Origin of the sequence: Aromatoleum toluclasticum ATCC 700605 (assembly GCF_000378245.1) — a bacterium.
In the GTDB taxonomy this organism is placed as follows: domain Bacteria; phylum Pseudomonadota; class Gammaproteobacteria; order Burkholderiales; family Rhodocyclaceae; genus Aromatoleum; species Aromatoleum toluclasticum.
The window spans coordinates 243,999-264,273 of record NZ_KB899495.1; the positions used below are offsets into that span (position 1 = coordinate 243,999).

The 20,275-nt window shown below is 63.2% G+C and carries 16 protein-coding genes; 1 reads left to right on the forward strand and 15 read right to left on the reverse strand.

Going from position 1 to position 20,275, the window contains the following annotated elements; all coding sequences use genetic code 11:
* Nucleotides 1–266 precede the first annotated feature (266 nt).
* The 11 genes from F464_RS0110575 to F464_RS0110625 form a co-directional block, all read right to left on the reverse strand.
* Nucleotides 267–1,664 (reverse strand): DUF1329 domain-containing protein, encoded by a 1,398-nt coding sequence (locus F464_RS0110575; RefSeq protein ID WP_088179115.1) that lies wholly within the window; start codon nt 1,662–1,664, stop codon nt 267–269.
* Between the two features lie 10 nt (nt 1,665–1,674).
* A complete protein-coding gene (locus F464_RS0110580) occupies nt 1,675–2,277 on the reverse strand; it encodes a response regulator transcription factor (protein WP_018989780.1) in 603 nt (200 codons plus the stop codon).
* The gene (locus tag F464_RS0110585) at nt 2,274–4,127 is read right to left on the reverse strand and encodes a sensor histidine kinase (protein ID WP_084600469.1); all 1,854 of its coding nucleotides are present in this window, start codon (nt 4,125–4,127) and stop codon (nt 2,274–2,276) included. The genes F464_RS0110580 and F464_RS0110585 overlap by 4 nt, the downstream gene beginning before the upstream one ends.
* 169 nt (nt 4,128–4,296) lie before the next feature.
* Nucleotides 4,297–4,776 carry a cache domain-containing protein gene (locus F464_RS28285; protein WP_018989782.1) on the reverse strand — a complete coding sequence of 160 codons (480 nt, stop codon included), beginning with the start codon at nt 4,774–4,776 and terminating at the stop codon, nt 4,297–4,299.
* Nucleotides 4,777–4,785: 9 nt separating this feature from the next.
* The gene (locus tag F464_RS29900; protein ID WP_084600470.1) at nt 4,786–5,799 is read right to left on the reverse strand and encodes a HupE/UreJ family protein; all 1,014 of its coding nucleotides are present in this window, start codon (nt 5,797–5,799) and stop codon (nt 4,786–4,788) included.
* Nucleotides 5,796–6,743, reverse strand: a complete 948-nt coding sequence (locus F464_RS0110600; protein ID WP_157353685.1) for a peptidyl-prolyl cis-trans isomerase — start codon at nt 6,741–6,743, stop codon at nt 5,796–5,798. The genes F464_RS29900 and F464_RS0110600 overlap by 4 nt, the downstream gene beginning before the upstream one ends.
* Before the next feature lie 56 nt (nt 6,744–6,799).
* Complete coding sequence (locus F464_RS0110605; protein ID WP_198292256.1) at nt 6,800–8,725, reverse strand: DUF3604 domain-containing protein; 1,926 nt, start codon at nt 8,723–8,725, stop codon at nt 6,800–6,802.
* 55 nt (nt 8,726–8,780) lie between these two features.
* Nucleotides 8,781–11,234: an efflux RND transporter permease subunit gene (locus tag F464_RS0110610; RefSeq protein WP_018989786.1), complete on the reverse strand. Its 2,454-nt coding sequence runs from the start codon at nt 11,232–11,234 to the stop codon at nt 8,781–8,783.
* Between the two features lie 27 nt (nt 11,235–11,261).
* On the reverse strand, nt 11,262–12,422 hold the full coding sequence (locus F464_RS28295; protein ID WP_084600472.1) for a WD40/YVTN/BNR-like repeat-containing protein: 1,161 nt from the start codon (nt 12,420–12,422) through the stop codon (nt 11,262–11,264).
* Between the two features lie 64 nt (nt 12,423–12,486).
* Nucleotides 12,487–13,869, reverse strand: coding sequence for a DUF1329 domain-containing protein (locus tag F464_RS28300; protein ID WP_084600473.1), 1,383 nt, complete (start codon nt 13,867–13,869; stop codon nt 12,487–12,489).
* 24 nt (nt 13,870–13,893) lie between these two features.
* The gene (locus F464_RS0110625; protein ID WP_026295907.1) at nt 13,894–15,555 is read right to left on the reverse strand and encodes a DUF1302 domain-containing protein; all 1,662 of its coding nucleotides are present in this window, start codon (nt 15,553–15,555) and stop codon (nt 13,894–13,896) included.
* Nucleotides 15,556–16,304: 749 nt separating this feature from the next.
* On the opposite strand from F464_RS0110625, the gene F464_RS0110630 reads away from it, so the two are divergent.
* Nucleotides 16,305–17,324, forward strand: a complete 1,020-nt coding sequence (locus tag F464_RS0110630; protein ID WP_018989790.1) for an NADP-dependent oxidoreductase — start codon at nt 16,305–16,307, stop codon at nt 17,322–17,324.
* A gap of 52 nt (nt 17,325–17,376) precedes the next feature.
* Here the strand turns inward: F464_RS0110630 and F464_RS0110635 are convergent, their stop codons facing one another.
* The 4 genes from F464_RS0110635 to F464_RS0110650 all read right to left on the reverse strand — a co-directional run bounded on the left by F464_RS0110635 (nt 17,377) and on the right by F464_RS0110650 (nt 20,223).
* Entirely contained in the window at nt 17,377–17,829 is a 453-nt protein-coding gene (locus tag F464_RS0110635) for a nuclear transport factor 2 family protein (protein WP_084600475.1), read from the reverse strand.
* 23 nt (nt 17,830–17,852) lie between these two features.
* The gene (locus F464_RS0110640) at nt 17,853–18,614 is read right to left on the reverse strand and encodes an SDR family NAD(P)-dependent oxidoreductase (protein WP_018989792.1); all 762 of its coding nucleotides are present in this window, start codon (nt 18,612–18,614) and stop codon (nt 17,853–17,855) included.
* Between the two features lie 81 nt (nt 18,615–18,695).
* Nucleotides 18,696–19,745 (reverse strand): alcohol dehydrogenase catalytic domain-containing protein, encoded by a 1,050-nt coding sequence (locus F464_RS0110645; RefSeq protein WP_018989793.1) that lies wholly within the window; start codon nt 19,743–19,745, stop codon nt 18,696–18,698.
* Between the two features lie 22 nt (nt 19,746–19,767).
* Nucleotides 19,768–20,223, reverse strand: a complete 456-nt coding sequence (locus F464_RS0110650) for an SRPBCC family protein (protein WP_018989794.1) — start codon at nt 20,221–20,223, stop codon at nt 19,768–19,770.
* Nucleotides 20,224–20,275 lie beyond the last annotated feature (52 nt).

The window sequence follows — 20,275 nt, forward strand, 5'->3', positions numbered from 1 at the left end:
CAGGGCGGCCGGCCGGGCATCCGCGAATCATCCGCAGGCAGCTGCGAAACCCGACCGCGATACCGGCCGGACACGAGGCGGCAACGCGCCCCAAAACAATGAAACCGACCGGTCGGTCGATACGCCGATTATAACGGCCGCCGAGGGGGTGTCAATGTCTCGTCAGAAGCCCCGGGCGGCTCATTGCTACCCTACGCCTGGGGTTCGCCTCCCGCGGCCCGCGTGCAGGCCCGGCATACTGATCCGGGCGGACCCGGCCCTGCCCGTCACTGCATGACCCGGCGAGTGAAGTTCCCGACCGAATAGAAGTCGCGGGGACGATGGGAATCGAGTACCGAAATCCCCAGACCGGCATCGCCGAAATGAAACGGCAGGATCCAGCTGCCTGTCCGCATGTCGATGATGATCGCCGTCAGCGGCCACCCGGCCTGCTTGTCATACATCCAGAAACCCAGTCCGAAATACCCCCGGTACAGACGTCCGCTGTGGTCCCAGGCGTCGGCCATGCCCCATGCCGGATAATCCTCGTCGATGTACCAGCGCCGGCGCGCATACTCGTGTCGCATGCCCGACTTCAGCACCGCCTCGACGACGAGCACCCGATGCAGTTCCCAGCGCAACAGATCCGGGTTCGGGTGATTCGCATCGGTCGCGAGCTGATCTGCCGCGGCGTAGGCGGCGCGGTAATTGCTGTACGGAATGATCATCTCCCGCACGCCGAGCAGGCGGAAGTCGAAACGGTCCATCTTGCCGAAGTACAAGCCCGACTCGTCGACGAACATGCCGCCGCCCGAGGAAACGATCGGGTAATCGTACTGCGCGTTCGGCACCGCCACGACCCTGCGGTTCTTGTGCTGATAGCGGTACAGGGTGTTGGTTTGCCGCACCGGGTCGATAAAGAAACTGACCAGGGTATGGTCCCCGGCGATATGCTGCGGAAAGTAATGAAATGCGGATCCCTGCACGCCGGGCTCGCCCTCGGCCACGTACTGTTCCGGCGTGAGAGCCGGGTTGTGGTAGCGAAGCTCGGTCGCCACCTCCTGGCGGCCGGTCACCGACACCTTGCCGACCGGATCGACCACCAGCGTCTCGGCCGAATATTGCATCGGCGCCCGATGCGCAAGCTGGACATTCCACATTGCCTCGATGCCGTTCCGGGGGGCGGGAAAAGGCGTGCCGCCGAAGCAGCCCGACAACGCGAGTCCGCCATCCTTCGTCCGGCAGCGGGCCCGGTTGCGGTTGCTGTGGTCGAGGAAAAAAGCGGAGTAATTGACGACCCGGTGGGTCGGATAGACATCGATCCTGAACGTCGCTCGTCGACGGAGCAATTCCTGTGCGGTCTCGCTCAGTTTGTCGCGGTGCTGGTCGAGGTTGTCGGCGGTAATGGTGTACAGCGGCTTCTCGGCGGCAAAGGGGTCCGCCCAGCGCCCCGATCCCGGCACGAAACCGGGCGGACGCGTGTCGGCCGGCAAGCCCCCGGACCAGGCGGGGATGGACCCCGTCCGGTTGGACTCCTTGACCGCCCCCCAAGGCGTCCAACCGGCGTTACGTCTGGATTCGTCCGCGGCAGAGTTCCCGCCCATGCCCGCATGCGCGCACGTCATCAGCAGCGACGCGACGACCGGGAATGTCAAAGGGCGCCAGGCTGCGGTCCTGAATCGCATCGCTTCCCCCTCAGAAGCCCAGCTGAACGGCCATTTGCACGAGGTCGGCAAGTGAGGCCGCACACATTTTTTCCATGATCTTCTGGCGATGCGCCTTGATGGTGCGCTCGACAGTGCCGAGATCGGAAGCGATGACGCGGTTGAGCTTTCCCGCCACAATTTCACCGAAAACCTCTTTCTCGCGGGCGGTCAGCGAGGCGTAACGCGCTTTCAGTTCGGCAGCATGCCGATGCTGTGACCACGCCCTGTCGTACTGCGCCAGGGCGGCGTCGATGGAAGCCATCAGGTCTTTGGCGAGCACCGGCTTGGTCAGGAAATCGACGGCACCATCCTTGATCGCCCGCACGCTCATCGGAATGTCGCCGTGGCCGGTGAGGAAGATGATGGGCAACAAGTCGCCGCGTTCGACCAGCCGCGCCTGCGTCTGGAGCCCGGAAATACCGCTCATCCGCACATCGAGAATCATGCAGCCCCGCCCGGCTGCGATGTCGGTGGCAAGAAACTCCTCCGCCGACGCATAGGCCGCGATCTTGTAGCCGTGGGCCGTGAGCAAACGGGAAACAGCCTTGAGAAAGGCCGCATCATCATCGACGATATGGATGGTGCCTGTCATGTTGGAAGCGCCGCCGGCAATATCAGACAAAAACGCGCCCCCCGTCCCGCCGCGCTTTGCACGTCGAGACGACTGCCATGCGCTTCGGCGATCGCCCTGCAAATGGCCAGCCCCATGCCCATCCCGGAATCCTTGGTGGTGAAGTGCGCATCGAAAATCCGCCCCAACAGTTCCCGGCGAATCCCCGGGCCATTGTCGCGAACATACAGTTCGACCGAATTCCCGTCCACGCTTCGATAGCCGAAGACAACTTCTCCCCGGGCGGGCGGCGACGCCTGCTGCGCCGCCTCGATACCATTCATCAACAGGTTGAGCACGAGTTGTTGCAACTGGACTCTGTCCGCCACCACCGCCGAAACGCCTTCGCCCGCCTCGACCGAAATCGAGACATCTTTCGAACGGGCATGCCACGACAGCACCCGGATCACCTCCTGCAATATCTGATCCAGTCCGCACGCTACCGGTGCGAATTCGCCTTTACGAAACAGCGCGCGCATGCTGCGGATGATGTCGCTGGCGCGCTGGTTCTCCTTGAGGACATCCGCCAGCACATCGGAGGCCTCTTCGATGGCCGGCGGATTCGCCTGCAACATGACCTGCATCGATTCTGCATTGCTCATGATGGCCGCGAGCGGCTGGTTCAACTCGTGCGAAATGCTGGCCGACAACTCCCCCAGCGCCGCCGTGCGATTGAGGTGCGCGAGATCGAACATCGAACGCCGAAATTTCATTTCGGCCCGTCTGCGCCGTCGGTATTCGGAGATGAGAACGAAGATCAGGCAGGTTTGCACGATCACGACGGCGGTCACAAGGACGATCTGATAGGCATAGCGCTCCCACAGGCCGGGCTCCTGGTAGAGGATTTCGCTCGCTGCCGGCAGTCTTTCCGGATCGACGCGGTAACGCTCGAGTACCCGCATGTCGAACGCGGGACGGCGGGTATCGAGGTACATGACCGGAATGGCCGAGGCGTCCTCGCGGTCGACCACCACCCTCCGTACGATGTGCGCGAGCTCCCGCGCACCGTCGACAGAGTCGGCGACGAGACCGCCGATCGCCCCGCTCCCCATGAACTTGCGTCTGGTGACGAACACCGGTTGATTCGCTGACGTGACCAGTTCGGCCAGCAGTCGGTCGGGCAGGAAATACTGTCCCGTACTGTCGTTGGTGATCCCCAGATATATGATGACCACGTCATCGCCGAGGTGCGAGATGGCTTCGCGCACCGCCGAAACGGGCATGCCGGTCATTACGTTGATTTGCTGATTGACGTTGGCCTCGATGAACTCGCGCGAGATGTCCAGCAGGTAATCCGACTGGCTTTCCGCATCTCCCAGGATGACGACCTCGCTCGCTCCCGGAATGACCTTGCGTGCCAGCTCGATGGCATCCGAAATGGACGAGACCATCGCCACACCGGTGACCCCGGGCGGCAGGGCAAGGCGTCCGATGTAGTATTTTTCGGTCCCGGAGAAAACGATCGGCGTCGCAAGACCGAATTCGCGCCGGTAACGAATTGCGAAATCGAGGCTTTCCGGCCCCACCGTGACGATCGCGTCGAAGACCTTGTCACGATATTTTTCCCGCAGCCAGCGCATGGTGCGCATCTGATGTTCCACCGCCGGGAAGCGCTGCAAATCCAGCCCCTCGGAATAGACTTCGACCGACTGGGGCAAAATTTCCGTAATGGCTGCCCGCAATGCGGCTAGATCCGTTACCTGGCCATTGCCGGAATAATCGCCCTGATCGAGCACCAGCACGCGGTACGGCTGGGCGCCGCAAGCAGCCAGGGAAAGGAAGGCCAGAAAAATGCCCGGCAACCACCGACACAGCGCCCCCCCCGAAAACATTTCCCGTCAGCCTCCCGAATCCGAGTCGTCCGCCCGCTCCCCTTCCGCACCCGCCTTCGCCACGCCTCGTGGTATCCGGAAAGCGCACGCGCCGGCGCATTGTCGCCATTTTCACACCGCAGACCGAAAAGTCTCAAACTGCAGCATGGCCGCGGCGCGGGCGCGCAGCTCATTTCCAGCCGCTGACCGTCAGGACACGTCCACCCACACTCCTGAAGTTGGTGAATTTGGTCGCCGCCTGCCCGGTCTCCGGATTGATCCAGCAGTATTCATAGGAGCCCCGGCGCTGTATCCGCGCCAATTCGACAAATTCACGCACGAAGAGCCTGCCCGTGCAATCCCGCAGCGCCCCCAGGTCGCGTCCCGCGCCGCCGGCAGCCCCCACGCCGCGGGCACTCGACGCGAGCAACCGCGCCTCGCCATCGATCAGCGAAACGTACAGGTCGCCGTCACGAAATGACTCCGGCCGGGTACGCATCCGCTCCAGGAATTCCGCCTCATCGGCCTCTAACATTGCCTGCGCGCGGTCGTGCAGGGCCTGCACGCGCGAAACGGCCATTTCCGGCAAGCCCTCTGGCGGTGACGCGATACCACTGCAGGCAACACTGCAAGACAGCACGCTTGTCGCAAGCGCAACGCGAAAGTCCATCACTCCACCTCACCCGCCGAACGCAACCAGACGCGACAGGAGCATCACCGACGCGAGGCTCCCGATCACATAGCCCAACGACTTCTCCAGTCGAGCCCCCGTCAGCGCCCATCCGAGGCGGCCACTGACGCGGAAACGGCGGTCGACGCACTGCACGCACCAAAGCAACAGCACCACCGCAATCTGACCGGCTTCGACGCCGAGATTGAAGAGGAACAGCGACAGCGCCATTTCTCCACGCGGAAGACCGATGTCGCTCAACGCCGTCGCAAAAGCAAATCCGTGCACCAGGCCAAAGGCGGTGGAAACGGCCACCGGATATTTCCACGTGAGGCTGTCGCGCCTCTCCTTCGCGATTTCGCAGGCGAGAAAGACGATGCTGAGCGCGATCGTGGCCTCCAGGGGCGGGGTCGGCAACTGCACCACGTCGAAGGCGGCCAGCGCCAGCGTTACGGAGTGGGACACGGTAAAACCGGTCACGGTGATCAGGATGCGTCGGCGAGTCCCTGCGATCCAGACCAGACACGCGACGAAGAGCAGATGGTCGTAACCGCTCAAAATATGCTGCACGCCGACCCCCAGATAGTCGAGCACCGGCAGGCCGGCGTGGCGATCCGCGAGAGGTTGCCAGGTCGTCCCGTCGGGCGGCAGGATTTCGGTGTGCTGCGCCCCATCCGACGCCGTGTAGCGCACGAGGGTCGATAACGAAGGGTTTCCCTTGGGGTATTTCAGCGTGAGGACGAAGTCGCGGGCCTCCGACGCACACTCGATCGCAATTTTTTGCACATATGCCTCGCCGCTGCGAACGATGCCGCCCTGCGCGGCGACCGCGCATTCCCGGGACGCCTCCAGCACGGGAAACTCGTCGACGGCAAGGCTGGTCGGCACCTGCAGGCGCCCGGAAAAGGAAAGGGGATTGCTCTGGCTGAGTTCCAGATACACCGGGCGACTGTCATGGGCGAACGCGATTCCCGTCCAAAAGGCAAGTAGCAGCCACCAACCACCATTGCGCAACCGCTTCATGATTGCCCACCCGTACGGTCCGGCAGCGGGTACTCACTGCGCACCTCGTATTTGTTGACGATCTCCCGCACCGAGGCCGCATAGCGCTCCTGCATCGCCTGATAACGGAAGGATTCTTCGACCTTGTCGCGAACCGCTTCGAGGGGCGGTTGATAGCCGCCCTCCTTTCGCATCAGCAGCACATAGTGCTTGCCGTGCGGAGACTCGAACGGCCCCTGCCACACCGTTCCGTTCGCCTCGGAGGCGAAGAGACGGTCGATCATTGCGGCGCCGAAATGGCCGACCAGTTCGCTGCGCGGCTTGTCGACGTAATTGATGTGATACAGAAACCGGTCGCCCAATATTCCCACCCGCATCGGGTCGGCCGATTTTGACTGCAAGACCCTTCCGACGCGCGCGACGGCCTTCTCCATCTCGTCGCCGGTACGGTCACGACCGCTGACGAAGACATGCGTGAAGGTCAGCGTCGGCTCGACGTAGTACTCGGCCTTGTGCGCCTCGTAGTAGTCCGCGATATCGCGGTCGGATACGTCCACTTCGGTCGGCACGCCGCTCTTCACCACATATTCCAGTTGCTGGACGAGACGCATTCTGGCCACATAGTCGTCGCGATCGAGGTGCATGGCCTTCGCCTCCCGATACACCGCCTCCTCCCGCACATATTCGCGTGCCAGATTTCGGACTTCGTCCGGTGACATCGACGCGAGCACCCTGCCGGACGTCTCCGCGTCGAATTTCTTTTGCCGAAACTGCAGATGCCGCAGCAGGTCACCCTCGCCGACATGGATGATCTTGCCGCCGTCGCGGCCGCTCACGAGGTCATAGGCAACGAAAAGCAGGCCGGCGATCAAAAGAAAATGCAGCAACGGTTCGTGAAATAAACGTCTCATGGCATTCGACTCCAACCCGGAAGGGACACATGCGCTGCGGGGCGTCTTCCGCATGACCGAAACTGCCCGTTCACCAGCCGCGGGCAACGGAGACATGCCCCGCGACGGGATCAGTTGATGGCCGAGTACCAGATCGGGGAGGTATAGGCCCGGTCCTGCACGACTTTGGCGACGCGCGGCGGCAATTCCGTCTTGAAGTAATGCGCGTCATACACGGTCCAGCGCGGCTTCGGAATCTCGATCACGCGCGCGTAATAGAACGCATCCTGCGCCGCATCGAATTGCGGATCGATCCATACCGCCGTCAGTTCGGGACTGCCGATGGCGTTGGTGTAGGTGGCGTTGGGCAGGTCGACGGTGCTGCCGACCGCCGGCGCCTTGCCGGTACGTTTGTCCACCTTCCGCCCGCCCGACAGCGCGACATCGTAGACCCGCTCGTGCGTCGCACCCTTGGCATCGATCCATCCCTTGATGATCTGGACGCGGTCGAGATTGGCCCCATCCGGATCGCGTGCCGCCGCCACCATGAAGGTCGGTGCGGTTTTGCCGGGCTGCCTGCCCAGGTCTCCGCCCATCGGTACGCCCTTTTCATAACCGGCGACCGCAAAGTCCGGGCGCTGCACATCCTTCGCCGCGAAATTCCAGCCGCCGAAGAAGCGCACCTGGATGCGGGGACCGGTCGTGCCGTACACCTCCCGCCGCTTGAACGCGTCGAACAGGGCCTCGCGCGTGTTCTCGGGCGCCCATACCGCTGCCAGCCCCGATGCACCGAGTTGCCAGTCTTCCTGCAGCACATGCGCCATTTTCGACGTTATCCGGTTGGCGCGCGGCTCGGAGTTCGCGAACTTGCCGAAAAAATTGTCCTCCTCGGTCGTGACCAGCGAGGTGTGCGCGTCGGTCGAGCCGATCATGCCGAACCTGAACGGATTCGCTCCGATATTGCGCTGATGACGCAAACCTTCGCGCAGGGCCGAGCGGGCATATTCGAAGGGCAGCATGTCGGGCGTCTTCTTTGCCGACAGGATGATGTTGCCTTCGTCCCATCGCTCGAAATCGGCAAATTCGTCCTGTGGCGAGAGTTTCGGATGTGTCTCGCCGTCCCCCTTGATCTGGGTCACCTCGGTCAGCGGCTCCCAGCGCATGCGGGCTTGTGCATAGGCCCGGTCGAGAGGTTTCCCGGAGATCGTGTGCGGCGCGAACATGCGTCCGTTGCTCACGTTGCCGTTGTGGGGAATCGCGAGCACCTCGCCGCTGCCGGCCGCCTCGTAACCTTCCAGTGCACGCCACAGCATCTCGGGGTCGGTGCTGTCCTGCGCCGAGAACGGCACGATGCGCCCGGTCTTGTCCATGGTGTCCTTGAAAAGCACGACCCGATGGAGGTTGTCGCCGGTGATCATCGAGGTCCATTCGTAGCCGCTGAACGCGGTAAATACGCCCGGCACGTTGTGCCGGTCGGCAGACTCGACGACTTCCTGCCAGATCGAACGCCGCAGCTTTTCGGGCGGAATGTTGGCCACATCGGTCGACTGCACGGCCGAGGCGAACTCGAGTCCAAGTTCCTTGCGCTTGTTGTCCCTGAAATAGCCGGCCCACCGCTTGCCGAGTTCCCAGTGCTCTGTCAGGGCGGAGTCCCCCTTGGCGAGTTTCGGAAATACGTCGAGATACTCCGCATGGTCCGTCACCGCGAGAAAGTCGAGCGGACGCCGAAGTTTGACCTTCATGCCGTTCGCCGCGGTCACGACCTCGCCGCGGGCAAACCGGTAGGCCTCCTCGCGCGAAAGGACACCCTCCATGGTGTACGCGTCGGCCGATGCCGCGGTATGAAGGTGGGTATCGCCCCAGTACAGATTGGTCATGTTGCGGTGACGCGCCGGCGGGGAGTAAGTCTCCACGCTATTCACTTCGACAACGTTCCGCGTCGGGGTCGCCACGCCGGGCTTGTCGTCGGCGCCTGAAGCCGTCGCACAGACCGGCAACACCATGATGCAAATCGAGTAATTGAGGGCCGTTTTCCGGAACCGCTGTAGTGCCTGCATTTCGTGATTCTCCTGGTTACCCTGATGGGGTTCATTGCGTCGCGGGACGCTCGCCTCACGCCACTTGACACACGACGGCGTGCGTTTCGCGCGTCGCCCTGTCCGCTCCTGCCGTCAATGTCGGCAGCAGGAAGTGGGAAAGGGCGGGAATCATGATCAGCGCGCCGATCATGTTCCAAAGAAACATGAAGGTCAGCAGAAGGCCCATGTCGGCCTGAAACTTGATGGGTGACCACACCCAGGTGACGACTGCTGCGGCCATCGTCAGGCCCACGAGCCCGACGATCTTGCCGGTGAACATCAGGGCCTTGCGGTAGGCCTGCGAGAGCGAATCTCCCGCACGCTGGCAGGTCAGCTGCACGTTCAGGAGGTACAAGGCGTAGTCGACGCCCACCCCCACGCCCAGGGCAATGACCGGCAACGTCGATACCTTGATGCCGATGCCCATCCACACCATGATCGCCTCGCACAGACACGAAGTGATCACCAGCGGCACGACGGCCACGAACACGGCGCGCCAGTTGCGAAAGGTCATGTAGCACAGCAGCGCGGTCACCGCGTACAACACCAGCAGCATCTTCGAATTGGCATCACGAACGACGATGTTGGTGACCGCCTCGATCCCGGCCGAACCCGCCGCGGGCAGGAACTGCAGCCCGGCCTGGTTGTGCTCAGCGGCGAACGCCTCGACCGCCTTCAGCACGCGGTCGAGCGTCGCGGCCTTGTGGTCGGTGAGATAGGCGACGAGCGACGCGACCGAGCATTTGGCGTTGAAGGCGCCGGGAACGTCCGACATGATCCGCTGCACCGCCGTCCCGATGGCGTTCGGTTGCTGGTAGAGCGAGGCCCACTTGACGCTGCCTTCGTTGTTACCCGCAAGCGTGCGCACTGCCAGGCCGTAAAACGAGGTGATGCCCTGCACCCCCTCGACGTGCTCGAGCTCCCATGAAAGCCGACCGGTTTCGAGTAAGGTTTCGTAACTGTCGCACTTGCCTTCCGCCGATTTGACGATCACCGCAAACTGGTCCGAAGACATCCCGTAATTGGCCGTCACGAACGCGTTGTCGCGGTTGTAGCGGGAATCGGCGCGCAGCTCCGGGGCGCCCGCATCGAGGTCACCGATCTGCACCTGCAGGCTGATCACGAAAGCGCCGACACCGATCACGGCAGCGACACAAATGGCCGCCAGAGCTCTGCCGGGTTGGGTGAAACTGTCGAAAAACGTCCACACCCCGGCGCCAATTCCACGCCCCTTCAATGTGTCCGTGCTTTCAGCCACGCTGCGTTGCGCCGCCTCGCGGCCGACTCCGGTGTAGGACAGGGCGACCGGTATCAGAATCAGCTTCGTCAGGATCAGGATCGACACGCCGATGCTGGTCGCGAACGCGAGATCCCGAATGACCGGAATGTCGATGATCATCAGCACCGCGAAGCCGAGGACGTTCGCCAGCAAGGCGGTCAATCCCGCCATGAACAGACGCCGGAAGGTATAGCGGGCAGCCACATATCGGTGGGTGCCACGGCCAATGTCCTGCATGATGCCGTTCATCTTCTGGGCGCCATGCGACAGACCGATCGCGAAAATCAGGAACGGGACCAGAATGGAATACGGATCCAGTTCATAGCCCAACAATTGCATCATCCCCAGCAACCAGATCACGCCGAGTGTGGCGATGGTTACGAGCAGGACGGTACTCCGGACGCAGCGTGTGTAAAGAAAAACAAATACCGTCGCGATCAGCGCGGAAATTGCAAAAAAACCCATCACCTGCCACAGTCCGGCGATCAGCTCGCCAACGATCTTCGCGAATCCGACAATATGGATTCGCACCGCGTCCGTTTCATGCACGCGCACCTTCTCTTCGAGATCGCGCGACAATTCGTGGTAGTCGATCGGCTTGCCGGTATCAGCGTAGCGATCGAGCAGGGGAACGATGATCGCGCTCGACTTGTAGTCGGTCGCCACCAGCTGGCCGACAATATCGCCACGATTGATATTGGTACGCAATTTCTGCATGTCCGCCGGCGTTCCATGAAAACCGTCCGGCATTACCGCCGCCGCCTCGATGCCATCTTCGGTCACCTCGGACCAGCGCACCACGGGCGCCCATAACCCTTTCAGCCAGGGCCGATCGACTCCCGGCAGCAGGCTGAGCGTGTCATGCACCTCCTGCAAGACGCGCATGTATTCGGGATCGAAAATGTCGCCATTCACATTTTCGACCACCACTTTGACGGAATTGCCGAGCCCCTTGAGTTCGCCCCTGTTCTGCAGGAAATTCTGTATGTAGGGATGAGACCCCGGAATCATCCGCTCGAAACTCGCATTCACCCTGAGCTGGCTCGCATGCCAGCCGAGAAAGACGCTCAGCACCACGAACGCGAAAATCACCTTGAGACGATTGTTGAACACGAACTGCTCAAGACGGCCGCCCGATTTACTGTCGAAATCGGCGACATTGGCCATCACAGGAAAGATCTGTGCGTCACCGCCGGAAACCGCTGCCATGAAATTGCTCCCCAATCCGCTGGTTGCCTACATTTCCGGAAGCGGCACATCCCTCGTACCGCTGCTTCCCACGACGAGCAAATGTCCGTCGCCGAGCTCGGCAAAGCTGCCGAGCGACATCGGATTCGAATAGGGAAGCTTGTCGAATCCGCCCCCGGTGCCGCCCCCGAACCGGATCTCGCCGTCACCGGAAACAAACAGCAGGCGTCCGTCGGCGAGAAGTCCTGCCTTGCTGATACCGCCGGCAAGGCCGGTGTCGAACCTCGACCACGTACGCCCCTTGTCCGTGCTTGCAAAGGCATTGCCGCGCAGGCCATATACGACGAGCAGCCTGTCGTCGCCGGTAACGCCGAAATAGCTTCCCCGGTAGGGGGTCTCAACGCGGACGAAACGCCCCTTGTCGTGGTCCAGCCGCAGAAACAGTCCCAATTCGCCGGCGATGTAGAGTTCGCCTCCGACGCGCCGGATATCGAACAGCGTGTAACCCGCATCGTTGTCGATCCGGTCGATCCAGGGGTGCCAGGTCTCCCCGCCATCCTCGGTACCGAGGATCAGGTTGAAGGCTCCGACCACCCAGCCGCGGCGCCCGTCGTCGAACCAGACGCCGAGGAAAGGCTTGTCGGCTCCGTCCTCCTTCAGGCGCGCCGCCTGATCCAGCGCCGCCATCGCGTCGGTCTTGCCGCGGCGGACGGTCTCCTCGTAATACCTGACGAGGATGTCGCCGTAGGTCCGGCCGGTGAGCATGACGCTCCAGCTCTGACCACCATCGACCGTTTTGAGCACGACACCGTCATGCCCAACCGCCCAGCCCACCTGCGCGGACGGAAATTGAACGGCGACCAGGTCCGAACTGACCGGAACCGGGGACTGTTGCCAGGACTTGCCGTTGTCCCGGCTCACGACGATATGTCCGCGCTGGCCGACCGCAACGATCGCACCGCCCGGCGTCCTGACGACATCGGTGAGCCGCGACCGGATCGCCCGCGGACTCATCCGCGCGGCCACCTCCAGCGGGGTCTTGACCTGTATGGCGTCGGCGCCGTATGCCGCAGGCGTCGTCGCCCCCACCATGGCCACGCCGAGCGCCAGGCCCTGAACAACCGCTCCAAACAACCTTCTCATACGCCAACGCCCCCGAAAATCACGGCCGCCGCTCCGCATGCCAGCCGGATGCCACGATTGATGCATCCGGCAACCGCTTCGCGGCTCTGTTCAGCTGCCCCGATGCGCCTCGGGGCAGCTCCGGTTCGCGTCAGCGCGCCGACCGCCGCGCCAGTCCCTCGGGACTCCACGTACTGGCGGTAAAAACCGTGTCGCGCGGGAAAATGCCGTGGTTCGGTTCGGCAAACTGGGTGTTGAGGTAATACACGCTGGTCGACAGGTCGTAGGTCAATGTTGCCGTTCCGACGGGTGTTCCCAGGTCGTAAGCCATGAACGGAAGTTGCGTCACCAGCTTGTGCAGCTTGCCGGCCTTGTCCCACGAATCCATCATCCCCGCGCCGTAGTTGTCCTCGTCGATGTAATAGCGGCGTTTTGGCGAGGCGTGGCGCTCCCCGGCCTTCAAGGTCGCCTCGACGACCCACACGCGGTGCAACTCCCACCGGATCAGGTCGGGATTCGGATGTCGTCCGCTGCCCGCGCTGGTGAGGTCTTCCATCTTCGTGTACAGCGTGCGCTGCGTGTTGTAGGGGATATACATCTCCTTCTTGCCGACCAGCTTCCAGTCGTATCGGTCCATCTTGCCGAGGAACAGGCCGATTTCGTCATAGAAGGCGGCGCCACCCGAGACGGTGGTCGGGAAGTCGTACTGGGCCTCGGGCGAGACACGCACGCGGCGGTTGCCTTGCTGATATTGGTAGAATTGGTTCTTGAACGCGACCGGGTCGGTCGTGTAGGTGAGCATGTTGCCGTCACCCGCGATGCGCGCCGGTGCGAGCTGCTTGACCATCGCGCGGAAGTAGCGCTGCCCCCCGGACTCGTATTCGGCCAGTGACGACTTCAGATCGTGATAAGGCGAGTCGACGAGAGTGTCCTGCACGGCACATTGGATCGGAGTGCCGTTGGCATCGACATACATGCCCTGCGAAATCATCGAGTAGTGGCCCGGCTTGGGCGCAGTAGTGTTGTTCCACATCACTTCCATGCCGTTTTTCGGGAACGGGAACGGCACACCGCCGAAACACCCCTTCAGCGAAAGACCGTTCTCCACCATCTGACAGCGCCCGACATTGGCCTTCGTCAGCTCGTTGAACCGGTCCGGATAACCCATCGCGCGGTGGGTCGGATAGACGTTCACCCTGAATGATTCGGGAAAGCGCTTGATGAGTTCCCTCGTCGCTTCGCTGAGTTTGTCCTGGTATTGCGCGAGGTTTTGCGCCGTGATCGACAGCACCGGTTTTTCGGCGGCATAAGGATCCACCCAGCGACCCGACTTGGGATCGAATCCGGGGGGGGCGTCCTTCTTCGTGAGCCCGCCGGTGTACCGTGGAATCGAGCCATCGGCGTTGCCCTCGATCTCCGCGCCCACCTGCGTCACCGTCTTTCCGAGTTTGTCCGCATCGTCCGCGGCACCGACCATTTGGACGGTGCCGGCAAGCACGACGGTCATCAACGTAGTGCACCGTTTGATCTGCATGGCTGTCTCCGTTACTTGTATTCGTCAAAAACTGTAGGCGTAGGTCAGGGTCACAACGTCGCGATCCTCGTAGGTCGCCATCGCCCCGTTGGTCTGGTTGAAGCGTCCGGCCGGGCTGCTGGCGCCGAGGAACTTGTCCTTGCCCCAGTAGTTCGTGTAGGCGAGTTCGAACTTGTGCTTGAGCTGGAAGTCCGCCGCGAGCGCAATGCGGAACACCGATCCGCCCTCGGTAATTCCGCCAGTCGGCGCATTGCCTTTCAGCCCCATCTGGAACACCAACGGCATACTCAGGTCGATGCTCGGCAAGGCCTGCTGCCAGGTGGGCGTGAATGCCAGTGCCAGGTGCCATGCGTCCTTGGTTGCACAACCCTTGACGATTTCCTCGCTGGCGCAGGCCACCGCATGGTCCTTGCTCTTGTAGAACGCCTTGTTCTTCGTCACCTCGTCGAGCCGCTGGTAAGTCAGTTCGACCACGAGCGAGGCGGTGTCCCACAGAGGAGTCTTGTTGAACAGGCTGGTGCTGTTGGCAAGAAAATGCCAAGTGTCGCCGCGCACCCCGTCCAGGTCCTGGCCGGGACGAAGCACGGGGAAGTTTGCCGCGGCCAGCAGGGGCGTATTGTTGCGGTGGGACACCTCCGCCGACACGGAATGACCGCCGATGATGGTCGCAATGCTCGCCCCCACGATCGAGATATCCCGCGCATAGACCGCGCGCGCCTCGAGCGGACCGCTACCCGGCCTGAACATCTGGATGAACGAAGGCCCCTTGTCGTCGAACCTGCGGTAGTACAGGCCGATACTCGCCTCGTCCAGGAATGCGGGACGCCAACGCATGTTGACGCCCACATCCCCTTTGCGCCCCTCGCGCGGATCACCCCACGGAATTCCCGGGGCAATGAAATCGGGGCCCAAAAGCAGTCCATCCGAAATGCCGAAGAAAGTTCCCCCTTCCGGCAACCGGCTCGAACGCCACTCCAGCGTGTACAGACCGCTGAACGACAGATTCGGATCGACCTGCCACGTGGCGGTCACCTGATTCAACGGCAGAACGGTTTCCTTGGCATTGGCGCCGGGAGACGTCGCACTCTTGAGGCCATCGGACGACGCCTGCGCAAAGGCCACCGAGTTGGCGCTCGCGGTGGGGAACACCGCCTCGCCCCACAGGCTCGCGTGGCGACCGGCCTTCAGCGCGAGCTCGGTCCCGCCAAGCTCGAGGTTGCCCCACAGAAAGGCATCCAGAACCTCGCCGTCCGGACCGCGGTAAAACCGCTTCGTGTAGCCCGAAAAGCGGTTCTTCGTGTAGGTTTCCCTTCCCGCCAGACGAGGATGGCTTTCCCCGGAAGCGCCATAGGCACCGTCGGCCCACGCGGCTGCGCTGAGGCGCAGGCCGGATTTCTGCTTCCAGGCAACATCGAGTTCGGTCAACAGATCGACACGATTGTTCACCATGTCTCCCTTGTCGAACAGGAATTCGGCCTGATCGTTCGCGTTGTTGTTGGCCAGCGCACTCTTGCGGTCGGCCACGCGCCAACCAGCGTTGTACCGAATGGAATTGTCCCAACGTACGTTCAGGTCGGAATTCCCGGTATCCATCTCGAATGCCAAAGCCCGTGTTGCAGGTAAAGCCGCCGCTATCGCCGCTGCGATCAGGGCGCCGCGTAGCCGCGGTTGCTCGATTACCTTCATGTTGCTGTCCCCTTTGGTGTGCGAATGCATTTGAGATCGACTGCACAAAATCAAAAAACAATTCGACATTCGGGTGATCGTATTCCCGCGCGGCATCAGCGCCGGCCTCACCTCTATTGTCTCTTCACTGCAACGAGCAACTTCCTGAAAACATCCAAACCATCTTCATCCAAACTTTTTTTGCTTTCCGGAATCTATTTCCTGCATTCCTTGCGTAGTCGCAATTGCCCAATTACGGCACTGGTCCGACACTCCCGCCCGGGAAAGGCAGGTTCAATATAACGACGCCAGGAATTCGTGAAAATTGTCCTTTGGTGAAACACTCGCCGCGCGACGTTCAAAAAAAGAAGGGCGCTTGCGCGCCCCAAAATCGCAGGAGGAGCGAGTCAAAAACTGTATCGGCGACGAACTGTTAATCGACGGATCCAATATATCCGTGCTGAGGCAGGATGAATATTGACCTTTGGGGAGCTGTACTTTGGTGCAATACGCGCCGGATCCCGATATTCCGGCATGGGGCATTTCACCCCGCGCGACCGGGCTTCATCCGTTTGCGGCGACGCCTGTTCGCGTCCATCCGGCAAGTCGATGCAATTGGAGGACCGGAAATATCGGCCGCACCGTGGACAAACTTACTTGCGGGCGCGGCTTCATGGCACAATATCGACCGTCCGGTCGGACGTTTTCATGAACCGACTTCCAAAGCGCCAAAACGGCGACACGAACCGGCCCCTTCAGGAGGAAATCCCATGAGCCGCGGCGAAAACAGGCAGATCCTGCTGCAACGACGACCGGAGGGCGCGTTGCGCGAAGACGACTTCGCGCTCGCCGCCTCCCCCATGCCGGAGATCCGGACGGGCCAGTTTCTGCTCAGGAATGCGTGCTTTTCTCTCGACGCCGGTTTCCGCAAGTGGATGAACGCCGGTGCCGACGACAACTACCTCAGCGCGATGGCCTTGGGCGCGCCGGTGCAGAGCATCGTGCTGGGCCATGTGACGGAGTCGCGGCACGCGGACTTCCCCGTAGGCAGCCTGGTGCTGGCGCGCGCGTCATGGGAAGAGTACAGCGCGCTGGACGGTTCGGATTTTGCGCAAAAACTCGAGCATGACGGCAGCTTCCCGCTGCATGAATTCGTCGCCGCGCTCGGCCCCACCGGCATGACGGCTTATTTCGGCCTGCTCGACGTCGGCCGCCCGCGCGCCGGCGACACCGTGCTGGTGAGCGCGGCCGGCGGCGCGGTGGGTTCGGTGGTCGGCCAGATCGCGAAGATTCTCGGCTGCCGCACCGTCGGCATCACCAGCTCGCCCGAAAAGTGCCGCTGGCTCACCGACGAGCTCGGCTACGACGCGGCCATCAACCACCGCGATCCTGCGGGGCTCGCGGCCGCAATGCGCGAGACGATGCCGGACGGTTTCGACGTGTACTTCGACAACGTCGGCGGCGCGATGCTCGACGAGGCCGCCCAGCACATGAAGCTCGGTGCGCGCGTGGTGCTGTGCGGCGCGATCGCCGACTACGACCGCAACGACCGCGAATCCGGCATGTTTCACATGTGGCAGTTCATCGTCAAACGCGCGACGGCCGCCGGCTTCATGTTCTCGGACTATGTCGAACGCTACCCGGAGGCGGTGCACGACCTGTCGCAATGGCTGCGCGACGGCCGGCTGAAGAGCGTCGTGGATGTCCGCCGCGGCATCGCCCAAACCCCGAAGGCGTTTTGCGACATGCTCTCGGGCGCGACGCGCGGCAAGTGCATCGTCGAGCTGTAACACCGCGGCAGCCGCGCCGCGCTCCGCGGCGCGGCGCAAGCTACGGCGCCCGCTACTCGGCGTCGGTCTTGCCGAGCCCGATGTCGCCCGCCGTCTGGAACATCGCCAGTTCGCGATGCACGATGCGCCAGCCCTCGGGGCGGCGCTCCAGCCGGTCGCTGTACTCCCCCCACACGGTCATGGTCTGCGCCGCCAGCGCCCCCAAGCCGACATGGATCGCCTGCAGGTAACATTTCGCGGTGGCCTTGTCGCCATCGACGGCGATGCGGAAATTCCCGAGCAGGTGCTGGGTGCGCCCGCAGGTCTGCAACACCCCGGAAATCATGTCGCGGATCGCGTCGCGACTGGAGAAGTCGCCGATCCCCTGGTACCACGCCGTCGCCTCGGGCACGAAAACCTCGTCGAGGCCTGCCCAGTCATGCTCGTCCAGCGCCAGCGCGTAGCGCACCAGCACGCGCTCGATGCGCTTCTCCTCGAGCAGGGTTTCCATTGTCACGTCTGTCATGGTTGCAAGTCCCTTTCGCGGTGTCAGAACAGGGTGAAGCCGCCGTCAACGGCGACGGTATTGCCATGGATGAAGCTCGCGTCGTCGCTGGCGAGGAAGGAGACCACGGAAGCCACCTCCTCGGGACGCCCCGGCCGCCCGGACGGCGCGCGCAGCTGCTTCTGGAAGTCGGCGCTGGCGTCGAGGAATTCCTTCGGCAGCTTCTCGATCATCGGCGTCATGATCACGCCCGGCGCGATCGCCACGGCACGAATGTTCTGCTGGCCGTACTCGTAGGCGATCTCCTTGGTGATCCCCACCACCGCGTGTTTGGCCGCGGTGTATTCGATGCCGGCGGTGGTGGCGACCAGTCCGGCCGTCGACGCGATGTTGATGATCACGCCGCCGCCCTGCTTGAGCATCTGGGGAATCGCCTGGCGGCAGAAGAAGAAGATGCTCTTGAGGTTCACGTTGAGCACGCGGTCCCACGATTCGTCGCTCACTTCCGCCGTCTTGACGAATTCGCCGACGATGCCCGCGTTATTCACCAACACGTCGATGGCGCCGAAGCTCGCCACCGTGTCGCGTGCGACCCGCTCGACGTCCTCGCGCCGCGCCACGTCCGCCTGCATCGCGAGCGCTTCGCCGCGCTCGGCGGCAATAAGGGCCACGGTGTCGCGCGCCGCGGCCAGGTCGAGGTCGGCCACCACCACGCACGCACCGTCGCGGGCCAGCCGGATGCACATCGCCCGGCCGAGCCCCGAGCCGCCGCCCGTCACGATCGCCACCTTGTTCTGCAGTTTCACTGTCGTCTCCTCGCTGTTCAGGAAATCCCGGGCCCTGCCCGCTCGACTGACATCGACGGCACGGCAGCCCCGGGGTGCAGCTCAGTTCAGGCCGGGCACCAGCACGCTGCGCCCGTGCACCTTGCCCGCGCGCATCTCCTGCAGCACGCGCGGCCCGTCCTCAATGCCGAAATAGTGGGCGTCGACGTGGATGCGCCCGTATTGCGCCAGCGCGATGACTTCCAGCAGCTCCGCACGCGAGCCCCACAACGGCGTGCATACCGAGCAGCCGAAAGGCAGGGTCATCTGGCTCAACGGCAGGACGCCGCCGCCGACGCCGACGACGGTGAGCTGGCTGTTGCGTCCGACCAGCTGCACGGCCAGGTCGAGCGTCGGCTGCAGGCCGACGAAGTCCAGCACCAGCGCCGCGCGGCGCGGCCCGCAGAAGGCGCGGATGGTCTCGGCCGCCTGCGCACCGTTGCGCGAATTCACGACGAGGTCGGCGCCGAGCTGGCGCGCATGTTCGAGGCGTCCGTCGTCGAGGTCCGCTGCGACAATGCGCGATCCGCACATCACGCGCAACAACTGCACCGCCATGTGGCCGAGGCCGCCGACCCCGATCACCACCACGTTGGCATCCGGCGTCAGCAGCGGCAGGGCGCGCTTGATGGCGTGGTACGGAGTCAGCGCCGCATCGGTGAGCGGCGCCGCCTCGCGCGGATCGAGCGACCCCAGCGGCACCAGCAGCCGCGGCGACGGCACGAGCATGTACTCGGCCATGCCGCCATCGAGCCCGAAGCCGCCGCCGGCCTGCGGGACGGCATCGGCGTTCTCGCAGTAGTTCTCCATCGACGCCTGGCACGGGCGGCAGTGGCCGCAGCCCCAGTAGCCATACACCGCCACCGGATCGCCCTCGCGCAAGCCCTGCACGCCCGAACCCCACGCCGCCACCCAGCCGGCATTTTCGTGACCGAGCGTGAACGCGGGCTTGCTGCCCGCCCCCTGCGCCCCGTGATCCAGCACGTGCAGGTCGGAATGGCACACTCCTGCGCCGCCGATTTTCACCAGGACCTCGCCCGGTCCCGGAACGGGCACCGGCACCTCTTCCACGACCGGGGGGAGCCCCACCCCGACAAAGCGAAGCGCTTTCATGCCCGTCTCCTTGCCGCCGCGATCACTGGCCGGCGCCACGGATCACGGCAGCCGCGAGGCCGGCGAACATCAGCTCGTAGGCCATGCGCAGCCAGGCCTCGGCGTCGTCGGGCTTGCCCGATTCGGTCGTGAACTCGCTCGCATAGTCGAGGCGGGAACGCTCGCCCGGGAGAGATGCGATGCGGCCGTGGGCCTGGTAGTGCGTGATCCCCATCGGCTTGGCGCCGACGATCGAGAGGCTGTAGCTGAGGTTTGCCGGATCGAGCGCATCGAGCCGCTCGGAGACGGGCGCGTCGTAGCCCTTGTTGTAGATGTGGCGGATCATGCCGATGCCCTCCCCTTCCATATCGACCCGGTCGATCTGCACGGCCGGATCGTGCCTCGGCCACCAGCGTTCGATATGGGCGAAGTCCTGCAGCATGTCCCACAGCACTGCGGCGGGAGCATCGAATTCGTGACTCGTGGCGATCTTGTACATGGTTGCCGGCTTCCTCAAGAATGGTCTGGATGGCATGGCCGAGGGTCTGCGG